Consider the following 26,399-nt stretch of genomic DNA (forward strand, 5'->3'; position numbering starts at 1 on the left):
TTAGAATTTGAGAGATCAAAAATCGTCTATAGACCATGGTGGTCAAGAGGTTAGCTAAAATCCCGTGAAACTTTAGAGCCTTTTGTTGATTAGCACCCATCATTACACGAATACCTTGGAAGATGGTGTTAAATTGTGCTGTATAAGCGCACTTAGCATAGTATTGGCAATCTTTGGCACATTGATCAGCAGGGATGGGGATTGCTGTTTTCTTATCAGCTACATTGTATTTTTGTTTTACGACGGGATTTTCGCAGAGTTCACTTCGTTCTTTAACATGAATCATTTTGCTTTTACTAAGGGCTGCTTCTTTGAATGTCGGTTGGTTTAATCGATCTGCTCGCACTGAATCAAAGGTTTTAGTGATTTCTGCTGCCAATTCGTGGGTTTTAACCAAATATAAAATTTTTGCGGTTGGATTCAGCACCTCTAATGATTTGATTAACGTATATGTTTTTCCTGCACCTGCTGAAAAATTGATAAAGCGCGAAACTTTGTCAGTGAAAAACTGTTGGACAATTTCTTTAAGTTTTGCTTCCGCTTCTACTGCTGAAAGTAAAGGCTCAAGCTGATGATCACTAGTTTGTGGCTTAAGTGATGAACGCTTTTTGCCTGTAACGTGTTTATAGCCATGCCTTTTAGCTTCATTGATTAGCGTACCGATATTGTTGTTAAAATTACCCTGTCCGACTCTTTTTAGTAAATCCCTTAAGTCCTTGCTTAATTTAACTCTATCTCCAGTTGCCCAATGCCCTTCTAACAAGGCTATGCCAGAATGATTCAATTCAGCTAACACAGCACCATTTATAGGTAAACGTTCATTATAATTTAGATGTTTAGGTATGTAAGCCAATAATTCAACGATATTAGCTTGATCCAATGTATTAGGTGTATAAGAGTTTTGCTTAACAGGTAAAGACACACATCGGGAATCAACAGCGAATTTCTTGCAGTTTGGGTTGAAATAAACGCGGGGATCACTGGACTGGAGACAACTGTACTTTAGATGCCCTACGCTGTTATCGAGTTTAAAGTCCATAGCAACAGAATCGACTACATAATTCGAGGTCAGTTGATAGGCTTGCTTGTAGCGGTCTTTTAGTGTTTGATTTTCCTCGTCTACCGCCCGCTTAAAATCAGTTAATAAGCCAAACTTCAAGCCTTCCGAAGGTGACGTGAAGGCATAAATCACTTCAGGTAGCTTTTCTATTTCCTGACGAAGCAGGGCAAAGTCCAAATCAAGGTTGTCTTTTTTGTCAATGTCAAATTGAACGATACCTGTTGGTTGGCTGTTGTTGTCAAGTGTATTTTTTTTAGTACCCAGTAATAGTGTTGGGAAAAATGCGGGAAAAAATTTTCTTTTATACTTTCTAATTTTTTCATCATCCTTAATTCCTCTAAGCTCTTGAACATTAGCAGATAATTTTTCCAGACGAATCATGTCAATAACCTTTTCAAGTGTTACTTGCTGCACCTCTTTACTGTAGACCTTTTTTAAAGAACTGAGATTAATGGGCGTTGGATTCATTTTAGTACACAGAGTGTTTGATGGCAGAGGATAGAGTTAATAATATTTCGTTTGATGCCTAAAGGGTTTTACGTCTCATCCTTATCTTTTATTGAAACAAGCATAGGATAATACTGATGATTTGACAGGATTTATTCTACCTATTCGAGTATTATCCATTTTGGCAGATGGCTAAAATCAAACACCAATAAAATGTAATCAAGGTGTAAATAAAAGCCAATGTTTAAGATTTAGCCCGTTTTAAAGTGGGGTCTCTCAGTATCTGTATAAGCTTGTGTTTGTTCCAAGGCCTTATTTTATTAAAATCAATGGCATAATTGAGCTTTTCAATCGCTTCTTTTTTTTGGGGAACAAGCTGGGTATGGGTATAAACTCTCTTGCCAATGGATGCACCTTGGGTTTTATGGCCTATAATGTCGTCAATTAAGCTTTCTTGAACAGAAGCATCCGTTAATGCAGTCCTTACCGTATGGCGAAATGAGTGAAAATCAAGTAGTTGATTTTCTGCTTTTATTACACCTAATTGCTCTTTCCATCTATTGAATCGCGTTGAATAGGCGTGAAACTTTCCATGGGCGTTTCTATCTTCTTCTGGAAATAAACGATTGCTATTTTTGCCTCGTTCATTGACATAATTTAAAAACTCCAATTTGATAAGCCACGAATGGATAGGGATTAACCGATGGCTAGACTCAGTTTTTACTTGTTTTTCATCATCTGTGTTTATGTCTATAACCCATATATTTTCATGTTGCCTGATGTCAGTGATGTGAAGCTGTAAAAGTTCACTCATTCTCGCGCCTGTAAACAAGGCTAAAAGTGGTGTCCAAAACTCAGCCCCCGTTTTAAATAAACCTTTTTGATAGGTTTCTGATTCAAACAACGTTTTTAATTGTCCCTCTGAGAATGGCTGCCTACAGTCTGTCTGCTCTTTGCGAGGTTTTTTAACTTGATTGAGGATCGTCTTAAGGCTTTTTGTTATTGGATAACCATCCGCTTCAATCCATGTTAAAAACTCACCGATCAAAGCAGCACTATCTTTAGCTGTCTTAGCACTAATAGGGGGCTTATTTGCGCGAATCCAATCGTTTATCGTAGCGTTATGAGGAAAGCTTTGTCGATACGCAGGTATCTTTAACAGAGTGTCCCGATAATGACGAATGCTGTCTGGATTAAGCTGTGATAGAGTTGGAACGTTTTCATGATTGTGCTCGGTTAGGATTTTTACAAACAAACCAATCTTTGATTTAGTTGATACTACCGTTCCAGGCTTATAAGATGCTTTTTTAGAATCAATAAATCGCTTTGCAAGCTCATCAAGGGTTAAATCTTCATTAGGATTAAGTTTGCTTGTTTGAGAACTAATGACAGTTCCGCCAGATGATTGTGCTTCAAGTAATTTTTGAAGCATTGCTAATGCGATTGCTAGTGGGTCATTGCTGTTTTGTTGGGTAATCGCCAGATTAGTATTCTGTTTAGGCGCGGGTAAGTTAAGGTTGCCAAGATCGTGTTGCTTTATAGCTTGCTCTAACAGCGCAGATTCATCTTCACCCAGTTCCATGAGGAACTGCTCAACTACATTCCAACTGAAATCTTCCATCTGTTGATAGCGTTTGAGCAAGCCCATCGTCCGACCATAACAACTAGGGTCATTCAAAAGCTTATAGGTGAGTTCATCCATAATTATCATCCAATGGCGTGATCGTTTTATAGCTTCCCGCTTACATCTAGTTTTAAGTGATCGCCTAAATAATAGCTGAATTTTTGGGTGATGATGCCTTACTTTTTTACAAAAGCGGTATTGAAAAACATAGATACCAAAATTATTTTTGGTTAAGTAAGAGGGGGTTCTGGAAGACACAATGTACGCCTAAAAGTAACGTAGCTGTGTTCCTTTCTGAATTTATGAAAATATAACCTATTGATTAATAGGCTATATTTAAAAATTTTGGTACCGAGAAGAGGACTTGAACCTCCACGAGCTTGCGCTCACTAGCACCTGAAGCTAGCGTGTCTACCAATTCCACCATCCCGGCATAGAAACTGTTGTTTAAGCGGCGCATTATAGCGTAAAACTTTCCTAAGTATCAATTAAACTGCTTTAAAAGTCATGCTGACATTGTTTTTGGTGCATTTATTTTCGAAAGCGTGTGTCCAAATCATGTAAATGCCTGAGCTTTTCGCTGATTTTTATTTCTAACCCCCGCTCTACCGGTTGATAATAATGGCTTCCGGTTAATTCTTCAGGAAAATAATTGACTCCAGCGGCATAAGCTTCGGGTTCATTATGCGCGTAACGGTATTCCGAACCATAATCCAGCGATTTCATAAGCTTGGTTGGTGCATTTCTTAAATGCAATGGCACACCCAAGCTACCAGTTTGTTTAACATGACTCATAGCAGCATTGTATGCCGTATAAACTGCATTACTTTTGGGCGCACAGGCTAAATAAAGTACTGCTTGCGCCAAGCTCAACTCGCCTTCAGGGCTACCTAAGCGTTCTTGAGATTCCCAGGCATTGATGGCAATTTGCAAAGCTCTCGGATCGGCATTGCCAATGTCTTCTGAAGCCATACGCACGATGCGCCGCGCTAAATAAGCCAAGTCACAACCGGCATCCATCATCCGGCATAGCCAGTACAATGCAGCATCAGGTGAACTGCCACGCACCGATTTATGCAGCGCTGAAATCTGGTTATAAAACTCTTCACCTTGATTATCAAAGCGCCGCATGCCGCCAGTAAGGACTTCTTTGGCACAAGCTTCATCTACATCCGTGCTGCCTTTAGCTGCCGCAAGTTCGACGGCAATCTCCAGTAAATTGAGCAACCTTCTGGCATCGCCATCGGCAGCTTGGGCAAATTTCTGTTTGACTGTTTCAGTCATGGCTATGTTTAACGTGCCTAAGCCACACTCATCATCACTTAAGGCTTTGTTTAACACGCTCAATAAATCATCTGTTGTTAAGGCATTAAGCACATACACTCTGGCCCGCGACAATAACGCATTGTTCAAGCTAAACGAGGGATTTTCGGTAGTTGCACCAATAAAATAAACAGTGCCATCTTCCACATGGGGTAAAAACGCATCTTGTTGCGATTTATTAAAACGATGCACTTCATCAACAAACAAAACGGCGCGTTTATGCTGCTCCTGCTGAAGCTTTTGCGCTTCTGCTACCGCTGCCCTGATTTCTTTAACACCCGATAAAACCGCTGAAATGGCCATAAACTCAGCATCGGAGTGCTGGGCAATCAGCCGTGCCAGTGTGGTTTTCCCTGTGCCTGGCGGCCCCCAAAAAATCATCGAGTGCAAGCGACCGGAATTAATCGCCTCATACAAGGGTTTACCGGGTTTTAAGATATGCGCCTGTCCTACGTAGCCACTTAATGATCTTGGCCGCATTCTATCTGCCAGCGGCTTGGCTAGCTCATCAAATAGCGGCACGTAAATTACCTTTAATCGCCAAAAACATCCACGCCTTTAGGTGCGACAAAATCAAATAATGTCGGTTTTAAAGGGGGATTGAGTAACACATTGGAAAAATAAATCCGTGTCAATTGGCCAAAGTTGTCGCTTAACTCCATGCCCGCCAGTGTCTGCTTATTAAAGCCAATCAATACATACTTAAAGCTGCTGTCCTGGCTTTTAGGGGTTAACCTTACCCATTCCATATCGCCATCAACACCTTGATCTTCCATAGTGTAGTTATCTTCCAGTGCTACATTGCCACTCAGTAATAAAGCAGGGGTTGAACCCAGCGATTCATCGACTTTTTTAACAGTCACCTGTTCCAGATCGGTATCGTAAAACCATACTTTTCCGGCATTAGAAACAATTTCCTGCTTAAAAGGTTTTAGATAATTCCAGCGAAACTTACCGGGCCGCTGTAAATAAAACACCCCAAAGCTGGTTTGCGTGGGGTGACCGGCTTCATTGATGGCAACTTGCTTGAAATCAGCCGTTAATGATTTTGAAGCCAACAAAAAGGCTTTCAGTTGTACCACCGGTTTAACGCCTGTGTTTGCGCGTGCAAACACAGCACCGGTAATGAATACCATTAAAGTCACTAACAATAAACGAGCTACATTGGTTTTTTTCATTAACATTCTCTAGTACTTAGTCAATTTTATTTTGACGTCTGTAAATTTTAAAAAACCGTTCGTGGTGAGCCTTGTCGAACCATGAACCACAAGTCCTTCGACAAACTCAGGACGAACGGAGTATTTTATAGTACTCAGCAACGTAAAAAATGACTAAGTACTAGTGTAAAAATTATTCTGTAAACAAGTCATCAAACCACTTTTTATCTTCCTTAATAACCGCAGCGCCACACACAGAATAAGCGCTAGGCGCTGAGCCGGTGATATAAGGGTATTCTTTAGCACCATGACACGCCTTGTTAGCCAATAAGCCATTGCGGGGGTCAATTAAGGTTAAAGTGACATTATCCGGAGGTGTTAACAATACCGGCTGAGTTGAAATTTGTTTCATTAACGATGTCCAAATCGGCAATGCGCCTGTAGAACCTGTTAAACCTATGGGCTTATCATCATCACGTCCTACCCAAACCACAGACAAATAATCGCCGGTATAGCCTGCAAACCAGCTGTCTTTGGCATCATTGGTCGTGCCGGTTTTACCGATTAGACCGTAATCTTTAGGAAATGCTTCGTAAGCCGAATGCCCGGTGCCTTCGTGCATAACACCTTGCATCATGGTATTAACGATGTAGGTGGCCGCCGGATCAACCACCTGCTTAACCACAAACGGATAACTTTGTAAGGGTTTGTTTTCTGCCGATACTACTGCACGTATACCTTTAATCGGCGTGAAGAAACCGTCACCCGCCAAGGTTTGGTACATTTGGGTGACTTCAATGGGTGTTAGCGAGGATGCGCCTAACAATAAGGAAGGATATAAATCCAGCTCGCGGCTAACGCCCATGTTTTTCATGGTTTTGGCTATTTTGGCAATGCCGACATCCATACCAACCCGCACCGTCGCCAAATTGTAAGACTTTGCTAAAGCCGTATGCAAGGGTACACGGCCATGTTCACGATGATCGTAATTTTGCGGAATCCAATCTTTGCCGGATTCATTTTTAACATGAATTTCAGCATCGCTGACGCGTGTGGTAATAGTGTATTTGTCCGGTTTTTCCAGTGCTGCTAAATAAATCGCCGGTTTTACCAATGAGCCTATAGGCCTGACCGCATCCAATGCGCGGTTAAAGCCTTGGCCAGAATCATCGCGCCCTCCTATTATGGCAACTATCTCGGCACTGTCACGCCGCGTTACCACAACCGCTGCTTCCAGGTTATTGGCATGTGGAAGTTTTTCCAGTTGTGCCAGTTTTTTAGTTACTGTGACTTCCAGGGTATCCTGAATTTGTGTGTCCAGGGTGGTAAAAATCCGCAAGCCTTCGGAGGTAATATCTTGTTCTTTATAATCTTGTTTTAATTGCCGTTTAATAAAATCAAGAAAAACCGGATAACGATTTGAAGCGCGACGGGTGCGCGTAATAACACTTAAAGGCTGTGCTTTAGCCGCTTGTGCTTGTTGAGGGGTTAGATATTTTTGCAGCACCATGGCATCCAATACCAGATTACGCCGCTGCAAAGCCCGCTCAGGGAAGTGTCTAGGATCATATTGCGAAGGCCCGCGCACCAAAGCAACCAAAGTGACCAATTTTTCTAAGGGTAAATCTTTTAATGGGGTTCCAAAATAAAATTCACTGGCAAGACCAAAACCATGCACGCCATTTGAGCCATCTTGCCCCAAATAGATTTCGTTTAAATAAGCCTCCAGAATTTCATCTTTGCTATAACGGAATTCCAAAATCAGCGCCATCAAGATTTCCCTGATCTTACGCCACAAGCGTCGTTCTGGGGTCAGGTAAAAATTCTTGACCAATTGCTGGGTAATGGTACTGCCGCCTTGCACTAAGCCACCTGCACGCACATCCGCCCAAATGGCCCGGATAATACCGCGCACTGAAATACCATGATGGGTGTAAAACTCACGATCTTCTGAAGCCAGTAGAGCCTTAACCAGAGCATCGGGCGCTTCAGCCAGCTTGATTAATACGCGATCTTCTTTAATGGTGGGGTAAAAACTGCCGATTTGCACCGGTTCCAACCTTACCAATGCCATCTCGGTAGACTTTTTTAAATCGGTAATCTTTTCAATACTGGTTTCGGTAAAATTCAGGCTCATGCGTACGCTGTTTTGCGCTTGATCCCAAAAATTGAAATCGCGGGTTTTTACACTGACATGTAGACCATCTCTAACATAGGTTCCCTCGGCACTCAGCAGATCATCCTGTCGATAATGCAGGCGTTTTAATAAGTTTTCAAACTCGCCTGCACTTAGCCGCTGTCCTGCATACAGCTCTATAGGATTGGCATAAACCCGCGCCGGAATCGCCCAGCGTTTGCCTTCAAACTGCGTACTCACGTTGTGATCCAAATAGCCCATATAGGCCACTAAACCCGCTCCACCGCCTAATAAAACAACAAGGGAGAGATTTCTAAGCCAGTGCGAACTTGGTTTAACCGATCTACTGACTCTCTTTTTCGCTTTATAGCGGACGCTGCTTTTTTTTGTGTTTTTTTCTGCCATACCCTTTACATCATTATTTGCGTTGATGCGATGTATTATACATAAACCCAGTGACTGAAATTAATCGCTAGTGTATCTCTAGGATATGAACTGCGGATGAACAATATTGCCGATGGTACATAGTCATGTAGGTTGGGATGACGTTAGCAACCCCAACGCTATGGCTCATCATCTGTTGGGGTTCCTAACGTCACCACCAACCCACAAAATCTAATGTTGGTTCTGGTAGGCAAAAATCATGCTCAAGCTATTTCTAAAACAATCTTGCCTTGGGTATGCCCTGCTTCTATAGACGCATGTGCCAAAGCTGCTTGCTCCAGTGGAAAGCGCTGACTAACATACACCTTTAATAATCCTTGCTCTATATAACTTCTACACGCATTCAATATTTCAACATGCTTGTCTCTGGCTTCATGTAAATCACGTAACATGGGCGTTAACATCAGCTCAAAACCTATCAGTAAGTTACGCATTCTGGCTTCAGTCAAATCCAGCGAGCCGGGATCAAGTATGGTTATTAAACGCCCAAAATGCGCGGTTATAGCAATACTCTCTTTAAAGACAGCCGCCCCTACGGTATCAAACACCACATCCGCCCCTTTGCCATGTGTGAGTTGATTGACCGCATCAGCAAAACCATTGGGCTTATACAACGCCACATCATCTGCCCCTAAAGATTTAACAAACGCGACTTTTTCTTCAGAGCTAACCGTTGTAATAACTCGCGCGCCCTTCAACTTGGCCAATTGTATAGCGACATGGCCCACACCACCGGCACCGGCATGAATGAGTACCGTTTGTCCGGCCTGCAATCCACCGCGATCAAACAAGGCTCCCCAGGCGGTAATTAACACCAACGGCAAAGCAGCGGCTTCGGCAAAAGACAAAGTGTCTGGCATTAAGCTGGCCCAGCGTTGATCCAATACGGTGACTTCGGCATAATTGCCTTGCTCCCGGCCTAAGCCGCCGTTACAAAACCACACCTTATCACCCAGCTTAAAACGGCCAGCAGCAGTGCCGATTTCAATCACCTCCCCTGCACCATCACAACCCAACACCGCAGGTAAGGACTGCGAGTAAAATACGCCATTGTGCCTGACTTTGGTATCAACGGGATTAACACCGGCAGCTTTCAGTTTTACTTTAATCTGGGTTGCGGCAGTAATTGTCGGCTCAGCAATATCGTGTACGGCTAAAACATCGGGGTTTCCGATGGCGGTCATGAGTATAGCTTTCATCGTTAATGTTACTCAGTAAGTTACGGCTACCAATTTAAGTGGGAGCAAAATATTGGACTGCGCGTTTTTCGCAATCTAGCATAGCCAAGTTGTGGTAAATTTGAGGTTAGCCAACATGAAGTTCAAAGAGGGGACTGAATGATGACGGTTATATTAGACGGGTTTTTTAGACCCGTCATAGAAAAAAGTATTTAGAAGGGTAGACAATTAATACTTCACTACACCACAGGCACTTCTGCCACCTGAATCTCCTGTTTTCAAGGTATCCGCATCTGGTGCTGGTGCGTACCTAACTGGAATATTTGCATAATTGTCGGGGTCAGCATGTACGATAACTGCGCTGCCGTCGGCATCAAAAAGATCCTTAACCATAAACCGATCTGTTCTAAATTCCGCCTTTGCTGTGCCATTTTTGTTTACTAGTAAAACAGGTAAATCACCGTTATGATCTTTATGGTTGCTAGCAGGATCAAGCTTAAAGTGTGCTCCAGCTGAAGCAAAAGGAAGCGTAGGGGGCGTGGTGGTTACAATAGTACATTGTCCGGTTGTGTGCACATGAAAGCCATGAAAGCCCGGGGGAAGATCGGTGACATTTACCTTAACCTCCACACCATTTTTGTGCTGAGAAAACACTACTTTTCCTATAACCTTACCCGCTTGATTATAAAGTCTAGCCTTTGCTTCATTGTGTTGTTCATACGCATGCGAGGGAACACACAAAAGACCTATTACCATCCCAAATATATATTTTTTCATGATATTGACCTCCAAGTAATTATGTTGATGGCTTAAGCGCATAAATCATAACCAAAGCATTAGAACATCCACACTTGCTGCACTAAAACCAATCTGTTTATTACATATTTTTGCAGGCTCTACAAGTAAATATTTCACACTTTTTTTAAGAGTTTCGGCTCGGTAGGTTGGGTTGATGCGATTCTAACCCCACAGTGGGTACGACAAATGTTGGGTTACGGAAAGCATGTAACCCAACCTATACGGCTGTTGCAAGGGTTTTGTGATAGTTATAAAAAAGGCCGACAAAGTCGGCCTTTCTGTACAGCTTGATACAGTAATTTTAATGCAACAAGCCTTGCAACAAGCCATTAAGCTTATGTACAAAAGCTGCCGGATCATCCAACTGGCCACCTTCGCTTAAAATAGCCTGATCAAACAAAATATGCGTCAAATCAGCAAAACGATTGTCATCTTGCTCGTTTTTCATACGGGCAACCAAAGGATGATCTGGGTTAATTTCGAAAATAGGTTTTTTGCCCATGCCCATACCGCCCATCATTTGTCCGGCTTCTTTCATGATGCGCTCCATGTTAAGGCTCATGCCGTAAACATCGGCCACCAAACACGCGGGAGATTCCGTCAAACGATGGCTTAACTTGACTTCACTGACCTTATCGCCCAACACGTCTTTAATTTGCTTAAGCACAGATTCAAAATCTTTATTCACTTCTTCCAGATTGGTTTTATCTTCTTCATCACCCAACGAACCTAAATCCAGATTGCCTTTGGCAACAGATTCTAAATGTTTGCCGTCGAACTCATCCAGATGCGACACCAGCCATTCATCAATACGATCCGACAGCAACAATACTTCAATGCTTTTTTTACGGAAAATTTCCAAATGCGGACTGTTTTTGGCAGCGGCAAAGGTTTCGCCGGTGACGTAATAAATTTTTTCCTGGCCTTCTTTCATACGACCAACGTAATCTTCTAAAGCTACGTCCTGCTTATCGGTATTGCTGTGGGTTGATGCAAAACGCAACAGTTTAGCAACTCGGTCTTTATTGCCATGATCTTCAATCGGGCCTTCTTTGATAACCGCACCAAATTGCGACCAGAAAGTAGCATATTTTTCAGAATCATTTTTTGCCAAAGCTTCCAGCATACCCAAGACTTTTTTAACCGCACCGGATTTAATGGTGCTGATTTGTTTGCTTTGCTGCAAAATTTCGCGCGACACATTCAGCGGCAAAGAGTTGGTATCAATAATTCCCTTGATAAAACGCAAATACCGCGGCATTAACTGCTCGGCATCGTCGGTAATAAACACTTTGCGTATGTACAGTTTTACGCCGTGTTTGGCATCTCTGTCCCACAGATCAAAAGGCGCGCGCGTGGGTACATACAGCAATAAGGTGTATTCGTTGGTGCCTTCCACTTTGCTGTGAATATGAGCCAATGGCTCCTGGTAATCGTGAGAAACATGTTTGTAAAACGAGGCATAATCCTCTTCGGAAATATCCTGACGGGCTTTTGTCCAAAGTGCAGAAGCACTGTTGATGGTTTCTTCTTCAATTTTTGGTTGGGGTTTGGCTTCTGCCTTTTCGGCTTTTTCGGTATCAGTGCCGTCTTCTTCCTCTTCGGGTTCGTCATCATAAGACGGCATGACTTCCTTATCCATAACAATGGGCAGGCCGATATGATCAGAGAATTTTCTGACAATAGAACGAATACGATAGCCGTCTAAAAATTCATCTTCACCGTCTTTAAGGTGCAGGACAATTTCAGTGCCGCGCTGGGCTTTGTCGACAGTTTCAATGGTGTAATCGCCCTCACCTGCTGATTCCCAGCGTACGCCTTCGCTTTTATCGCTGCCGGCTTTGCGGGTAGTTAAGGTCACTTTATCAGCAACGATAAATGCTGAATAAAAGCCGACACCAAACTGGCCGATTAACTCGCTGTCTTTGGCTTGTTCGCCGGTTAAGGCTTCAAAAAACTGTTTGGTGCCAGATTTGGCGATAGTACCGATATGTTCTTGCACTTCAGCGCGGGTCATGCCTATGCCGTTATCGGCAATGGTAATGGTGCGTTGGTCTTTATCAAAGGCAACACGAATTTTTAAATCGCTATCGCCATCGTATAAGGTATCGTTGGATAAGGCTTCAAAGCGTAGTTTGTCTACGGCATCGGAGCCGTTGGAAATCAGTTCGCGCAGGAAAATTTCTTTGTTGCTGTACAAAGAATGAATCATTAAGTGCAGCAGGTGTTTTACTTCGGTTTGAAAGCCCAGGGTTTCTTTTTTTACTTCAACAGTCATCTTTATCAATCCTCATTAATCAAAAACAGTAGAGGAAATTTGGGGGCGAATTGATTTTTTTCAAGACTGATTTTATTGATGAGGCTAATTTTTTTAGCTTTGCTGCACATTTTTTTGACAGAATGGATGACATAAGGGGGAGACCTTATGTCATCACATACAACCGCTAACTTATAACGATTTAATTAATTGAATGCCTTCTTTTAAAGCGGCAGTCCCTTTTTCAATTTCGCCAGTTTTATTAGCCACTTGGCCGCGTTGAATAATAGCGTCTGCTTGGTTTAAGGTGTTTGAATCACCCATTGTTTCTATACCTGAACGCGCAGCTCTGATAGATAAATTAGCGTTAGAAAAATCACTGTTGCCCATTAGAACAATCGCTTGTTCAAGATGTGCTATGAGTTCAGCACCTGTAGCTACTGGTTTAGGTGCAGCAGCTACGGCTGGCGCAGCTGCTGCTTCAGCAAAAGCGATAGTTGTGCTAGCCGCTAAAGACAAAGCAATAGATAAAGTCAACGCTGTTTTTTTAATGAAATTCATAAAGCTATAAAATCCTCGGTTATGATTACCAGATAAAGTCTGGAAATAAATCATCGAAAGGCTTGTGCCTTTCAAGCTTCATCATACAGGATAACGGGCATTAAATTTTTTTCATCTTCAGGTTTCTAGACTTCTCATCGTACAAGGGTAACTAAAAGCTAATTTTTAAAAAGCATATTAATGGTTGAATATTTTGCTTTTAATTTACCCGCGACAAACTGCTGGGCGGGTGGCGTCCAATGCGCATCATCAAAGCTAAGCAATGAATTTTTGCCAGGAATAATCACTACGCACTGCTTATGTGGGCACAAAATATCCAGCTTGCTTATAAATGGCACACCTAAAGACTTTGCCATATTCGATAGTATTTTTTCTTTCGTATAAATATCGAAGACCTGCAAGCTATTAACTTTGTTTTCCAAGCCAGCCATTCGACCATGATTCAGTGCAATTTTAGGGATATGTTCTTTGAATTTAATGGTTGGGCCAAATAATGTCACTGGAACATTTAGCTCTTCAATAGCTTTAATTGTCTTTTCAACCTCCACATCTATATCGGTGGCAAAGTGGCTGGAAAGAAGCACTCCTTTAACCTTAATTCTTGTCAAATGCTTTTTAATAAATTGATCCATACCCATAAAACAATTGGATCGCTCATAACGTGAGTACTCAAAAGGCAAGCAATAGGACTGATAAAGCATTTGTATATTTTCATTAGGGTACGCTAAGCGCAGAGCCTGCCAAGTATCACGCCCATGACTATCGCCGATAACAAGGTAACCTTCTTTTGTATTAAATTTCTGAGAAAGACAAGATGCCCACCAATCAATAGGTTTTATACCCTTATCAAGAGAACACGTTAATTGGGTTGCTTTTATTGATGCTTTCTTGGCTTTACGAGAATTATCTAACACATGTCTTAGCACGACAGGAACTCGCCACTCCCAGCCTTTATCGACAAAAGCATAAGCCGCTGGAACTGATAATGAAGTGATCAAAACTGCACACACTAAAGCAATGATTGAAGGTCTATTATTTTTTCCTGACTCTGATGACATTCGAAAGGGCTTTTCAATCAATTGATACAGTAAAACCGCACATACGACAGAAATCACCATAAGCAGAATTTTTTCAAAAAATGAAAGTCCGCCCAAATTATGGTATTTATAAAAAATAATAACTGGCCAGTGAACCAAATACAGCGAATAGGATATCAACCCTATACCCATCATAAATCTATTGTTGACGATATAGGAGAATCTTACTTTATCACCTGTGCAAATCATGAGTGCGGCTCCCATGCAAGGCAGAACTGCATTCAGCCCAGGAAACTTTGTTTCATGACTGAAGCTAACAGCACTAAACATGATGATAAAAAATCCAGTTAAATAAATAGTTGCAGCCAGGAAATGCGCCTTAGCAAAAAACTGCTCAAGGTATAGTCTTCTTGCCCAAATACAAAGAGCGCCCATTGAAAACTCAACTACTCGATAAGGCATCAGGAAAAATGCTGCGGATGCATCCTTGGCTAGGACATATTCAGTGAGAGCTAAAGAAAAGCCAGCAACTCCAATAAAAAAGACTAATTCCCTTACTTTATTTTTTATCAGTAAGACACCCGAAATGATTAAAGGCCAAACCAGATAAAATTGTTCCTCCACGGACAAAGACCACATGTGTAACAAGGGATTAAATTCCGATGAAGAATCGAAATAACCAGAACCCTTCCAGAACAAAATATTTGATGCAGATAATAATGAATAGATTACTGCCTCAGAAAGAGCCATAAGGTGTTCAGGTGAAAACCATAGCACTCCCAGCAGGAAAGTTATAAGAATAGTGAAGAATGCAGCAGGAAACAGCCTTCTGGCTCTGCGGGCATAAAATTTCTTGTAACTGAAGTTACCGCTAGACTTTTGAGCGATTAAGTTTTGCGTAATCAAATAACCTGATATCACAAAGAAAATATCAACGCCAACAAATCCGCCAGACAGCCAGTTTTCATCAACATGAAAAACCACCACAATAATGACGGCAATAGCCCGCATTACCTCGATATCTTGACGGTACTTGAACATTAAAAAATAACCTGAGAAGTATGAATTGGCTTTAGCTTTGCTAGCAGATCAGGAATACTGCCTTCAGTATTCATAAACCGACATGTCGCACCACAGCGCCATCAATCTTCTGCGCCTTAAATGTTGACATAACATTCCATAAATCAGGCGCCAAGGATTTAGCCATTTCCAAAGAAAGATGATCGTCATCACGATAAAGCACTTTTCCTTCATAAATATTCGCACAAAATTCATGGCCGCAAATTTTATCGAAGGGATCCCATACTTTAAATCCCACAAACTGTCTTTCCAGGCGATTCAGCTTAGCCATGAATTTTTGACGATACTGCAAGTTGAGTGCACGGCTTGTTTGACACTCGTTTTTCTGGGGATTAAATGCACAGCGATAGGTGGATACTTGCAGCTCAGGAAGTGGCGCCATATAGATGATCTTTACATGAGTAAAGCTTAAGCTCTTGAGGGTAGCCTCGAGAGAAATAAAGAAAGCATCCAGTGCCCTATCATTCCCTGCCGGAATAAGCTTGCCATTTTTTACCACACCGTCCACAGGATAATCTGACTCAGAAATCAACACAGGTGATAAATAGTACAGTGACCTAGTGGCTATCAAAACTAAACGATTACTATGAGACGTTTCCTTAAGCCACGCTAAAGTTTTCTTTAAAAACTTCTTGCAACGGTATTCAATTTTCCCTTGGCGCATATAAAAAATATCTTCGGAAAAAAAACAAGCCGAACCGGTTTTGTTTATAAATTTAACATTGTGTTCACGATTAATCTCCTCAAATGCAGGAAACAATTGTTGTGCATGGGAATCACCAAGCACAACAACCTCCCCTTTATCTCCTTCCAATACAGGTTTTATTTTAGGGTGAGCCAAACTGGCCGTTAAATGCCTTGTCATGCTGAACGATGGATTTATTTTATATTGCGCCACTAGCACCATCGCTACTGAAACTAAAAATAACGGAAATAGTACATGCTTTGTAGTCAGGGATGAATTAGCTGATAAAGATCGAGAGACAATAAAAGGCCGTTCAATAAAAATAAAATTAATACTGGCTAAAAAAAAAGTAATGGCCAAATATAAAGATAACGCACCGACATCATTAGCCTTGGTATCGAAATAATATTCGACTAATTTCAACACCGGAAAGTGAATGATATACAGTGAAAATGATATTCTACCGATGGTGCGTACAAGCCTATTTTCCAAAATATAAGAGCCAGGTACGCCGCAAGAATCACCCAACAGTAAAAGCAATGCCGCTGCGATGCAAACCCACAAAAAAGGAAAATAATTAGCGCTATTTTTTTCGGCAAAAAACAAAACACAAAGCAAACCGATTAACGCCAAAAAAAATATCGCGCTTCTTATAAAGAGTGATATTTGTTTAGCATACGGAAGCAGTAAAAATGCCAAAACACCGAACATAAACTCCCACATTCTGGCGAACAAATCAAAATAAGCGTAACCCGAAGTGTGTTGATTATAGTGACAAGAAACCAGAATCCAGAAAATAGCGAATACAAATAAGACAGATTTTACAGCGGCTTGATGGGGTAAAAGCTTTCTAAGCACAAAAAACATAAGCCCGTACAACACGTAAAACTGCAACTCTACCCCAATTGACCAAGAGTGTAAAAATGGATTTAAATTGGTATCTTGAGCAAAATAATCAACCTGTGTTTTAGCCAAATACACATTGCTTACGCCAAAAAAAGAGCTTAAAGCCGTCAAGAAAAATGCTTTATGAAGGCCGGGCACAAGAAAAAAAGAAAATACTAGCGAGAAAATAGCAAAAACAACTAAAAGGCCGGGGAATATACGCCGAAAACGTCGATATAAAAAAGCGGCAATATCTGGTAAACCCTGTGATTTATTTTCCAGTAAAATTTTTGTTATTAAAAACCCGGAAATCACGAAGAAAATATCTACGCCTAAAAAGCCGCCATGTAAAAAATGGGGATCAAAATGAAATAGCAAAACCGGTATGACAGCGAAAGCCCTAAGTCCTTCAATATCTTTTCGCCACTTAACACTGCCAATACGCATAAATTAAAATAATTCCAATTAAAACCTATTGAATTAAAATAATTTAATCCATATTCAGATTTAAAACGCCGACCAACACATAACCCAATTAGTCATCATTCAGCCCCCCACTTTGAAGAGAGGGGTAGGAGAGATTTTTTAAATAAATCCCCCTCAATCCCCCTTTTTCAAAGGGGGAGGTGAATACATAACCCAATTATTTCAAATTAGCTAATATCACCGGAGTATTGCATTCAACATTGCCAATGACTTGCTTGCCTATTACCTGGTCTAAATATTTAGGGGCTGCGCCATAGCCTGGCCGAACGCTTCTTACTGCATCTGGGGTAACCCTATCGCCGGCTTTTAAATTCTTTACAAAATACAAAGAACGCCTGAATTTCGCATTGCCTTGCTCACTCGATTTTCTGCCGTAATCAACCTTGCCCAAAGCCTCCCATGCCGTTTTGCTATCTCTACACAAGGCATCCAACTCCACAGGTTCCAGTGAGAAACTGTCATCAGGCCCGCCACCACGGCGATCAAGAGTAAAATGCTTTTCAATAATGGAAACGCCCAGAGCAACACTGGTAACCGCAGTGGTATTATCTAGCGTATGGTCAGATAGCCCGGTGACTAAACCGAACCGCTGAACCATATCGGGAATGATTCTTAAATTGTAGTCTGCCGCTGGTGCAGGATAACCGCTGACACAATGTAAAATGGCCAATTCTTTACAACCGCCTTCGTGCGCGGCATCAATGGCTTCCTGTATTTCTTCCGCATCTGCCATACCCGTAGAAATAATCATAGGCTTACCGGTACTGGCGGCATATTTGATAAGCGGCAAATCAACGGCTTCAAAGGATGCAATCTTGTATGCGGGAGTATTAAGGCTTTCCAGCAAATCGATAGCCGTCGTATCAAAAGGAGAACTGAAAATAGTAATTCCAAGACGACGGGCGTGCTCAAATAACTCAGTATGCCATTCCCAAGGCATATGCGCCTCTTCATAAAGCTTGTACAACGTCTTACCGTCCCACAAGCCGCCATGAATCTGAAAGTCTTCAGAATCACAATCCAGGGTAATGGTATCTGGCCGATAAGTTTGCAATTTAACGGCATCGGCACCGGCTTTTTTTGCCTCCGTGATAATCTTCAGTGCCGTTTCCAGCTTACCGTTATGGTTGGCAGACAGCTCGGCGATGATATAGGGTGGCTCATCAACAGCAATACGGCGGCCTGCAATGCAAATACTTGGATTTTTCGACATATTTCTTTCCCTCAATTTTTGGCTTGCCATTCATGAGCCAGAAGCCCAAAGCACACTATGGCGTGGTAGTTGTTGCCGTCAAAATGCTGATCTCTCAATACACCTTCCTGTTGAAAACCCAAAGCGTGATGAAAGCGTAGCGAGCGTTCGTTAAAGGCTAATGTCTGGCCGCAAACTTTGTGCAGCTTTAATGTCCCAAACGCATAGTCCAAGGTTGTGCGTCCAAGTTGCCTCCCGGTTCCCTTAGCGGCATCAGGCGCAATATAAAAACCCCAGTCCGCAACGTTACCAGCACTTATCTCATGAAGATTAATAAAACCCAGCGGGATAGATTCCAGCTCAAAAATCAATAAGTGGCGGCGGTTATCTTGAGCGGCGCGTTGAAACCAGTGTTGATGCTCTGCCAAGGTAATTTCATGTTGTGTATACATATAACGGCGCACATCTTCATGGTTCCGCCATTGGCGCACTAATGCCAGATCATCGTCTGTCATTGCGCGTACATGGCCTTGACCAGGATGGGAAGTATTCAATTAATTTCCAGATGGGCACTTACGCGTTCAACGCCAGCACCATCAACAATAACGCTAGCGGCATGGCTCATTGCAGCAAGCTGTGCCGAAGACATTGCTTGGTTCATTAACAGGGGTAATTTGTTTACGATGGCTGCCTGATCACCTATCAGGTAAGCCGCATTTGTACGCTCAAGAGCGTTGGCTATAATCTGCTGATTATCTGCCAAAACGACCATCAAGGTAGGCAATCCCAGGCAACAACGTTCCCAAGAGGTTGAACCTGCGGCGCCAATAGCAAGATCACTGTTGGCCATTATTTCAGCCATATTAGTCACATTAACTTTAATTTCGGTTGCATTAGGCATTTGGGCAGCCTGCTGTTTGACCTGTTCCAGCCACGGTGCAGCGCCGCCCATAACAACGGTAATCTTAAGATCGCTGGGTAAGGCGCAATCTTTTAGTACTGTCAATACCCGCCCCGTTACATTATCCGGATCAATACCGCCCATTGTAATCAGCAGATGTTTAAGCACAGGCTTAGCGCGTCGTTTCAAGCTAAAATCACGCCACCGAGTAAACTCCGGGCGTAATAACGCAAAATCCGTCCCTAATAATAACTTTGCATTTGCAGGCACTAACTCACGATAATCGGATATTTTTCGGCTTAAATTCTGATCCAGTAACACGTCGCACTCATGCTGGCGATCGGCCAAATCATCAATCACCATCAACTTTTTGTAATAAGGCTTTAATATACTTTGCCAGTTGCAATCAATCGCGTAATGATCAATCACCAGCCAATCGGGTTGAATCTCTTGCAATAGCGGCAGGCATTGCAAGGCATCTTGCTGTTGTGATGCCCCTAGCCAGTCGGCGTGTGCCAATGGATTTTCTGGTTGCGTCTCCGTTTGTTTTTCCATGCCAATCAACAGTGGCAGACTGTTTACAGCAAACTCTTTTTGCTTAATGAATTCGATCAAATTTCCAGAATGCGCACGCGTGATAAAGCTCACTTCACCACCTTTATCACGTAAGGCTTCTGCCAATGTCATACAGCGCATGACATGGCCTGTACCCATTTGCAGCGATGCGTCAGCTCGGAAAACAATTCTCAATTAATAATACCTTATTACAGAAAATTTCAGGTCAACTTCAAGCTATAGCTTTTCAAGCCTTCTTTTCCAGTAAAAACCAGGTGATATCATCTTGTGGAAAGGCAGCGTCACGATGGTAAGAAAAGCCATAGTCTATTAAAACCAGATCGGAGTATTTATCCAGCAATTCTCCAGCAAAATCGCGCTTGAACAAGCGATCCGTATGGCCTCGATAAGGGATAGCAACCGGCGACGGATTGTAGTATTCGGCCACCAGTAGGTAGCGGTTTGAAGCCTGATGGAGCTTTTCATACACAATATCAAGCTTGTCTGGGTTGATATGTATCAGCACACCCTTAATCAAGGCCAGATCAACTTTAGCAGTGCCCGGATAATCAAATATCGAGCCTTCATAGACATTGCCCTGGTCAACCAGCTCACGCAATTTTGCCGCCGCATCGGGGTTGATCTCTACTGCGTTCAGTTCAATATCAGGATACAGGAGCTGGATCGCCTTTAAGTTCATGCCGATATTAGCACCTAACTCCAGGCATGAAGAAAGCTTGCCAGCCTGCTTAAGTGCCTTGGTAAAGAAGTTTAAATTGGCGGCCAATAGTTGTTGGCTGGCGTTGCGGCCAATGTATTCGGTGCCGAACTGTCCCGCCCAAAATGCTTCCTGGGGCGTGGCATAATTTTCTTTCAGTGTGCTCATAGGTGGGTTTGCTCCAATAGTTTATGAATGACTTCAGCTCTGAGCCAATCGTCCTCGGTATCAATGTCTTGCACACGCCAGCGAGGTAGAATGACCGGTACAGAGTGCTGGTCAAATATCCGCTGGCCTTTAATCCAGGCCGAAGGCCGTCCCCAGTAAAATTGTCCGGCATCGTGTAAAGCCACTGGCAAATCTTGCGAACGCACGGAAAACTGTTCAGGGAAAAACATTTCAATGCTTCCATCAGGCCGTTGCTGGAATGCTCTAAAAATGGGCGAAGCGAAATCAGTGGCTGTGAACGCGTATGCCCAGTCGCCAGATTGCAGGCATTGCAGGCCTCGCTTAAGATCATCTATTTGTATAAATGGCGCTGTCGCGTATATACAGCAGACTGCCGAAACAGGCCAACCTTGATCTAGCGCCCACTGGCTGGCATGTGCAATCACTTCAGTGGTGCCGGAATAGTCATCGGCTATTTCAGCGGGACGCATAAAAGGCACTTCGGCTCCCAAGCTTCTTGCCACTCTAGCAATTTCAGCATCGTCGGTTGAAACCAAAACATAATCAAACAACCCAGACGCTTTCGCCACTTCAATGGACCAGGCGATAATGGGTTTACCGCAAAAATCCTTGATGTTCTTGCCAGGAATTCGCTTGCTGCCACCGCGGGCGGGAATAACACATATTTTCACAACAAGACCTGTGTTAACACTGAAACAACTTCATGTTGCCTGTCCGCTAAACCATAAAACATAGGAATACTAATGGCACGGCTGTAGTAGTTTTCAGCCTCGGGGAAATCTCCCGCCTTAAAGCCTAGTTGTTGATAATACGGCTGGGTATGCACAGGAATATAATGCACATTAACGCCCAAACCACCTTCACGCAACGCCTGAAATACTTCGGCATGGGTTTTGGAGATTTTATCCAGCACCAGCAAGATAGGGTAAAGATGTAATCCAGAGTAATTATCCGGATGTTGATAAGGCCTGACAACAGGCAATCCAGCCAGCAACGTGTCATAGTGCTGCGCTAATTGATGACGCTGGGCAACGAACTCATCCAGACGTTGCATTTGGCTGCTACCCAATGCCGCCTGCAATTCGGTCATGCGATAATTAAACCCCAGGTCAATCTGTTGGTAATACCAGCCGCCTTCGGATGGTTTGGTCATCTGCTGTGGATCGCGGGTAATACCGTGGCTACGTAATAACTGCATTTTTTCGGCAAGTTCTGCCTGGTTGGTCGTCGCCAAGCCGCCTTCAGCGGTGGTGATAATTTTGACTGGATGAAAACTGAATACCGTAATATCAGCATACTGACAACCCCCAATTGGCTGTTCCAGGTATTTTCCACCTATAGCATGGGACGCATCCTCAATAATCTTAAAGCCATATTGCTGACCAAGCTGATGAATGCGGCGCATATCGCAAGACTGCCCGGCAAAATGCACAGGCACCACAATTTTGGGGAGTTTGCCGTGTTTTTCGGCCAAAATCAGCTTTTGTTCAAGCTGGTCGGCACACAGGTTATAAGTTTTGGGATCAATATCGACAAAATCAACTTGCGCACCGCAATAAAGCCCGCAATTTGCTGAGGCTACAAAGGTGTTGGGCGTCGTCCACAACCAATCACCCTGCCCCAAACCCAAGGCAAGACAGGCGATATGCAAAGCACTGGTCGCACTGTTAACCGCCACACCAAACTGGGCACCGCAATAATCAATCACTGCTTTTTCAAAGGCGGGTACGGCCGGGCCTTGAGTCAGAAAGTCAGAATTAAGGACATCCACCACAGCCTGAATATCGGCTGGACTTATATCCTGACGGCCATAAGGAATCATATTACTCCCTGTCCCATTGGACAAAATAAGATTTTCAAATACGCGGACAACATCACCAAGGTTTAAAGCTCGCTTACATGCTCATTAATCAACTGTCGTAACTCATCTACGGTTAAAAAATCGACGTTGCTACCACTTTCATAGCAAAACCCTTGACTTACCGGTGCTGCGCCCATTTTTTCACAATAATCCTGCATGGTGTATTTGGCATTAACCGGCAAAATGGCATAGTAATTACCCATATCGACGGTATTAATGCTGTCGCTGGCGGTTATCATTTCTTCATGGATTTTTTCGCCTGGCCGAATCCCAACAATAGGGTATTCACAATCAGGGCCGATAGCCGCTGCGACATCCATAATTCTATAAGAAGGGATTTTAGGGACTAATATTTCCCCACCCCACGCATTTTCAAGCGACCACAGCACCATATCAACACCTTCTTGCAAGCTGATATTGAAGCGCGTCATGGTTGCATCGGTAATGGGTAGAACACCGCTGGCACGTTTTTCAAGGAAAAAAGGGATTACCGAGCCACGGCTGCCCATCACATTGCCATAACGCACTACGCTAAAGCGGATGTCCCGATGTCCTTTGATATTATTGGCGGCGACAAACAATTTGTCGGAACAAAGCTTGGTCGCACCATATAAGTTGATAGGCGCGGCTGCCTTATCGGTAGACAGCGCGACAACACGCTGCACATTGCTGTCCAAACAGGCTTCTATCAGGTTTTGAGCACCTAATACATTGGTTTTAATGCACTCAAAAGGATTGTACTCAGCGGCAGGCACCTGCTTGAGCGCCGCAGCATGCACGACAACATCAATGCCTTCAAGGGCGCGTTTTAACCGGGGTTCGTCCCTAATATCGCCGATAAAATACCTGAGGCCGGTATATTTTTTATCAGAAAAAGCCTGAGCCATCTCATATTGTTTGAGTTCATCCCTGGAAAAAACCACCAACCGTTTAATGTCAGGGTAGCGATCTAGTACTGTTTTTACGAAAGCCTTACCGAATGAACCTGTACCGCCGGTTATGAGAATAGATTTGTTTGTTAACATTGCTTTAAATATTGATTAAGTTTGGGGTGGCCCATGCCAATTTAAAAATATTTGGCGAGTTTTCGATGACTCAACAACTAGGCTTGTTAAGCTAAGATCCAATCATCTTCATTAAGAAAACAAAGACAATTAAAACTAGCTGATTTTTTAGTGGGCAAATGCCAAAAAGCTATCTGCTAAACTAATAAATCCTATTACAAGATGCAAATATCAATTTTCGGCATAATAACACAGATTAACGGCAGCATTGAAGGCAGTCGCCACATTGCCAGCAATTCTTATTATGAAAAACGTCTATTCAGAACGAAATTTTTTGTCACGGTATATCGTGGATAGGTAAGTCTGCCGTAGTAAAACACCCCAGTAGGTAGTGGTGCGAATCGCAATATGAGCGCTACACCTGATGGTTATGTCAGAAGCTAACCAATTACAGCAGCACAGTTGCAGAGATACATTGAGATTGAAAGCATGACACCCGCCGAAAGTTATCAGGAAGCCAAGGCACAGCTAGACGCGATGTATTAGCTATTGATGCCGTAGTCTCAGACTGTAAAAATATAAAGTTTATTTATTTTGTTCTGTTTGGGGCTGAATTGCTGCCATTCCTTCGCAAACTCCACCGCCTTGGCATGTAAGCGACTGGTCATATCCGGTCATCATCATAGCTAATGCGTATGCCCTGCTATTCTCGTTAAGGTCGCTCCCATTCTTCTCAATGTACTCAGCCGCTGACGATATAAACATGTTTCTACCAGCAACAAGCTGCTTGTCTTTTGCCACAATCTGCGCCTTAAGGCTTTCGACTTCTGTGGACGAATCATTGCTTACGCTAAAATAAACGGCGATTGACATACAGATTATGGCAAGTCCTATCAATCCGGCAATCATTTCTGATATTTTTGGTTGTTCGTTGCTCATACTTTTCTCACTTTTTTTATTAGTTGACAGTTATTTGGCAATTACCCGTAGTGTCTACGGTGATGCCTATGATGTCTGCGGTGTCTATGATGACCATGGCGTTTATGTCCTTTTTTGCCGCACATCCTCGAACCTTCCAAAAGACAATCGCAGGCACTTCCATCATGGTCGCGGTCTAATTTGTGAACCCATCGGTGAGCATTAAAATAATGTTGCGCTTGTGCATGTGAGGCAAAAGAAGAACAGCTTATTGCATGTGCATCAAAGCAAAAAGCCATGATTCCAAGAAAGATGGCGAGCGTTTTTGTCATACAATCATACCCGTAGTGAAGCGTTTGAGTTATTACTTTAAATTGAGTGAGGATTTAGGCATCCAGAAGTTTGATTGATTTTTCATGTCAGCGACTCATATCATGCTTTCATTTTCTCGGTTATTCATAACGACAAGGTGTCGTCCGTTTTTTCCATCTCGGCAAACGGTCATTGCTTGATCAAATGTTTTTACCCCAGCAGAATCGCGTAAATTATCCATCATTATTTTTGTGCTTCCCTCATATTCAGGATCCCCAGTGATTGGTGAAATATTTGGCATCCTATCACCGCCTGAGACATTAAGTGTCATAACCATAAGACCAATAGCAAAATTAGTATATTCAGCAAGTTCCTTTGTTGGACAAGCGACGTAAGGATCATTTTTTTTGAAATATGAAACAACATGAGTTCCTGCTGGACATGGGGCAAGGTCGCATCTGCTTGCCTCTTCTTTCGTTAACTTGGGTAACATATATTTTTCTGTCTGTTGTATTTCTGCCTGGCTGGATGTTTGTGGGGGGAGACTAGCTTGAGTGACTTCTATTTTTTTAGATTCTGGTTGTTTTGTTTCAGCCGCTACTGATTGTTGAACACTTGCTGGTGTTTGATCTATTTTATCTGGTTGAGGGAGAATCGATCCAGCGACCGCAAAAAATACAACAGATAGAAAAATATAGGTTACAAATATTTTAAATCTTGATGGTGGGTTTTCGGTCTTTGATACAAAAAATGTAAGTTTTCGAGGCACGAATATTCCAATAATACTCAAGGCAAAAAACAACAGCGCTATAACGATAAGGGTTCCACCGATAAATTCTTTCATTTTATGCCTGTACCTAATATGAACTTAAAGCCTATGAGATGGCGCTTATCTACAACGTGACTTGCGCTATTTATTGCCTTATTAAAGGCTTAAATTCATTAAAGCAAAAGCTACGCCAAATATAATAAACATATTAAATCAATATGTTATTCTCTCTACAGCCTATTGCAATCAAAATATTTTACGATATCGTAAAAAATTATGACGAACGACTAAGTTCAGGCCATTTTTATTAGAAAGACAAATCGATAAAACAACCCGGCGGAAAAAGCTATCTGTTGCTATACCGTGCCTGTACTGGATAATAAGAGAAGTTTTACAGGGGATAGCAAGCTAGTTTCTGTAAAGTAATGCGACAATGCAAACCAAAAGAAATGGATAGTCTACTTTATGGCTTTATTCTGGTTCGGAACTGATGGGATCAAATGGGCGGGGCAGAGAGCATAAAAAAGCCGGTTAAATACCAGCTTTTTTATGCCTGAGGAGTCGTCTCTATATAATAATTAGGTATTATTGCAATCAGTGCGGTGATTATTGCGGGTGTTTTTTAAGAAGTGCGCCAAAATTGCGCCATTGCTAATTTTAGACATAAAAAAAGCCCTGCATTTTCATGCGGGCTTTAATTTTTATTGGTGGCGATGGGTGGATTTGAACCACCGACCCCGGGGTTATGAATCCCGTGCTCTAACCAACTGAGCTACATCGCCATTAAGACTGGCTTAATTAAGAACCGGAATTATAAATAG

Annotated in this window: 21 protein-coding genes and 2 tRNA genes; all 23 read right to left on the reverse strand. The window is 42.5% G+C overall.

The window, feature by feature from the left end; translation table 11 throughout:
- Positions 1-1,528, reverse strand: a 1,528-nt coding sequence (locus ACHZC4_RS10110; protein WP_394753722.1) for a BT4734/BF3469 family protein, incomplete at its 3' end; no start/stop codon positions are given.
- Positions 1,529-1,751: 223 nt separating this feature from the next.
- Positions 1,752-3,209 carry a site-specific integrase gene (locus tag ACHZC4_RS10115; RefSeq protein WP_394753723.1) on the reverse strand — a complete coding sequence of 486 codons (1,458 nt, stop codon included), beginning with the start codon at positions 3,207-3,209 and terminating at the stop codon, positions 1,752-1,754.
- Positions 3,210-3,477: 268 nt separating this feature from the next.
- A tRNA-Leu gene (locus tag ACHZC4_RS10120) sits at positions 3,478-3,564 on the reverse strand.
- A gap of 98 nt (positions 3,565-3,662) precedes the next feature.
- Positions 3,663-4,934 (reverse strand): replication-associated recombination protein A, encoded by a 1,272-nt coding sequence (locus tag ACHZC4_RS10125; RefSeq protein ID WP_394753803.1) that lies wholly within the window; start codon positions 4,932-4,934, stop codon positions 3,663-3,665.
- Between the two features lie 53 nt (positions 4,935-4,987).
- Positions 4,988-5,590 (reverse strand): outer membrane lipoprotein chaperone LolA, encoded by a 603-nt coding sequence (gene lolA / locus ACHZC4_RS10130; protein WP_394753804.1) that lies wholly within the window; start codon positions 5,588-5,590, stop codon positions 4,988-4,990.
- 214 nt (positions 5,591-5,804) lie between these two features.
- Positions 5,805-8,153 carry a penicillin-binding protein 1B gene (mrcB, locus tag ACHZC4_RS10135; RefSeq protein WP_394753724.1) on the reverse strand — a complete coding sequence of 783 codons (2,349 nt, stop codon included), beginning with the start codon at positions 8,151-8,153 and terminating at the stop codon, positions 5,805-5,807.
- A 242-nt stretch (positions 8,154-8,395) separates the two neighbouring features.
- On the reverse strand, positions 8,396-9,391 hold the full coding sequence (locus ACHZC4_RS10140; RefSeq protein WP_394753725.1) for a zinc-dependent alcohol dehydrogenase family protein: 996 nt from the start codon (positions 9,389-9,391) through the stop codon (positions 8,396-8,398).
- A gap of 207 nt (positions 9,392-9,598) precedes the next feature.
- A complete protein-coding gene (locus tag ACHZC4_RS10145; RefSeq protein WP_394753726.1) occupies positions 9,599-10,147 on the reverse strand; it encodes a superoxide dismutase family protein in 549 nt (182 codons plus the stop codon).
- Between the two features lie 322 nt (positions 10,148-10,469).
- The gene (gene htpG, locus ACHZC4_RS10150) at positions 10,470-12,446 is read right to left on the reverse strand and encodes a molecular chaperone HtpG (protein ID WP_394753727.1); all 1,977 of its coding nucleotides are present in this window, start codon (positions 12,444-12,446) and stop codon (positions 10,470-10,472) included.
- A 171-nt stretch (positions 12,447-12,617) separates the two neighbouring features.
- Positions 12,618-13,061: a hypothetical protein gene (locus ACHZC4_RS10155; protein WP_394753728.1), complete on the reverse strand. Its 444-nt coding sequence runs from the start codon at positions 13,059-13,061 to the stop codon at positions 12,618-12,620.
- 83 nt (positions 13,062-13,144) lie between these two features.
- Positions 13,145-15,064, reverse strand: a complete 1,920-nt coding sequence (locus tag ACHZC4_RS10160) for an acyltransferase family protein (RefSeq protein ID WP_394753730.1) — start codon at positions 15,062-15,064, stop codon at positions 13,145-13,147.
- A 70-nt stretch (positions 15,065-15,134) separates the two neighbouring features.
- Complete coding sequence (locus tag ACHZC4_RS10165; protein WP_394753731.1) at positions 15,135-17,120, reverse strand: acyltransferase family protein; 1,986 nt, start codon at positions 17,118-17,120, stop codon at positions 15,135-15,137.
- A gap of 196 nt (positions 17,121-17,316) precedes the next feature.
- A complete protein-coding gene (pseI, locus tag ACHZC4_RS10170; protein ID WP_394753732.1) occupies positions 17,317-18,372 on the reverse strand; it encodes a pseudaminic acid synthase in 1,056 nt (351 codons plus the stop codon).
- A gap of 11 nt (positions 18,373-18,383) precedes the next feature.
- Positions 18,384-18,905, reverse strand: a complete 522-nt coding sequence (gene pseH / locus ACHZC4_RS10175) for a UDP-4-amino-4,6-dideoxy-N-acetyl-beta-L-altrosamine N-acetyltransferase (protein WP_394753733.1) — start codon at positions 18,903-18,905, stop codon at positions 18,384-18,386.
- On the reverse strand, positions 18,902-20,002 hold the full coding sequence (pseG, locus tag ACHZC4_RS10180) for a UDP-2,4-diacetamido-2,4,6-trideoxy-beta-L-altropyranose hydrolase (RefSeq protein ID WP_394753734.1): 1,101 nt from the start codon (positions 20,000-20,002) through the stop codon (positions 18,902-18,904). Before pseG ends, pseH begins: the two co-directional genes overlap by 4 nt.
- Positions 20,003-20,054: 52 nt before the next feature.
- The gene (locus tag ACHZC4_RS10185; RefSeq protein WP_394753735.1) at positions 20,055-20,693 is read right to left on the reverse strand and encodes a pseudaminic acid biosynthesis-associated methylase; all 639 of its coding nucleotides are present in this window, start codon (positions 20,691-20,693) and stop codon (positions 20,055-20,057) included.
- Complete coding sequence (pseF, locus tag ACHZC4_RS10190; protein ID WP_394753736.1) at positions 20,690-21,385, reverse strand: pseudaminic acid cytidylyltransferase; 696 nt, start codon at positions 21,383-21,385, stop codon at positions 20,690-20,692. Before pseF ends, ACHZC4_RS10185 begins: the two co-directional genes overlap by 4 nt.
- On the reverse strand, positions 21,382-22,536 hold the full coding sequence (pseC, locus tag ACHZC4_RS10195; protein ID WP_394753737.1) for a UDP-4-amino-4,6-dideoxy-N-acetyl-beta-L-altrosamine transaminase: 1,155 nt from the start codon (positions 22,534-22,536) through the stop codon (positions 21,382-21,384). Before pseC ends, pseF begins: the two co-directional genes overlap by 4 nt.
- 62 nt (positions 22,537-22,598) lie before the next feature.
- Entirely contained in the window at positions 22,599-23,600 is a 1,002-nt protein-coding gene (pseB, locus tag ACHZC4_RS10200) for a UDP-N-acetylglucosamine 4,6-dehydratase (inverting) (protein ID WP_394753738.1), read from the reverse strand.
- A gap of 564 nt (positions 23,601-24,164) precedes the next feature.
- The gene (locus tag ACHZC4_RS10205) at positions 24,165-24,518 is read right to left on the reverse strand and encodes a hypothetical protein (RefSeq protein WP_394753739.1); all 354 of its coding nucleotides are present in this window, start codon (positions 24,516-24,518) and stop codon (positions 24,165-24,167) included.
- Between the two features lie 41 nt (positions 24,519-24,559).
- Positions 24,560-24,829 carry an excalibur calcium-binding domain-containing protein gene (locus ACHZC4_RS10210; RefSeq protein ID WP_394753740.1) on the reverse strand — a complete coding sequence of 90 codons (270 nt, stop codon included), beginning with the start codon at positions 24,827-24,829 and terminating at the stop codon, positions 24,560-24,562.
- Positions 24,830-24,924: 95 nt separating this feature from the next.
- Positions 24,925-25,653 carry a hypothetical protein gene (locus tag ACHZC4_RS10215; protein WP_394753741.1) on the reverse strand — a complete coding sequence of 243 codons (729 nt, stop codon included), beginning with the start codon at positions 25,651-25,653 and terminating at the stop codon, positions 24,925-24,927.
- 630 nt (positions 25,654-26,283) lie between these two features.
- Positions 26,284-26,360, reverse strand: a tRNA-Met gene (locus tag ACHZC4_RS10220).
- Positions 26,361-26,399 lie beyond the last annotated feature (39 nt).

The organism is Crenothrix sp., from assembly GCF_043729335.1.
Classification (GTDB): Bacteria; Pseudomonadota; Gammaproteobacteria; order Methylococcales; family Methylomonadaceae; genus Crenothrix.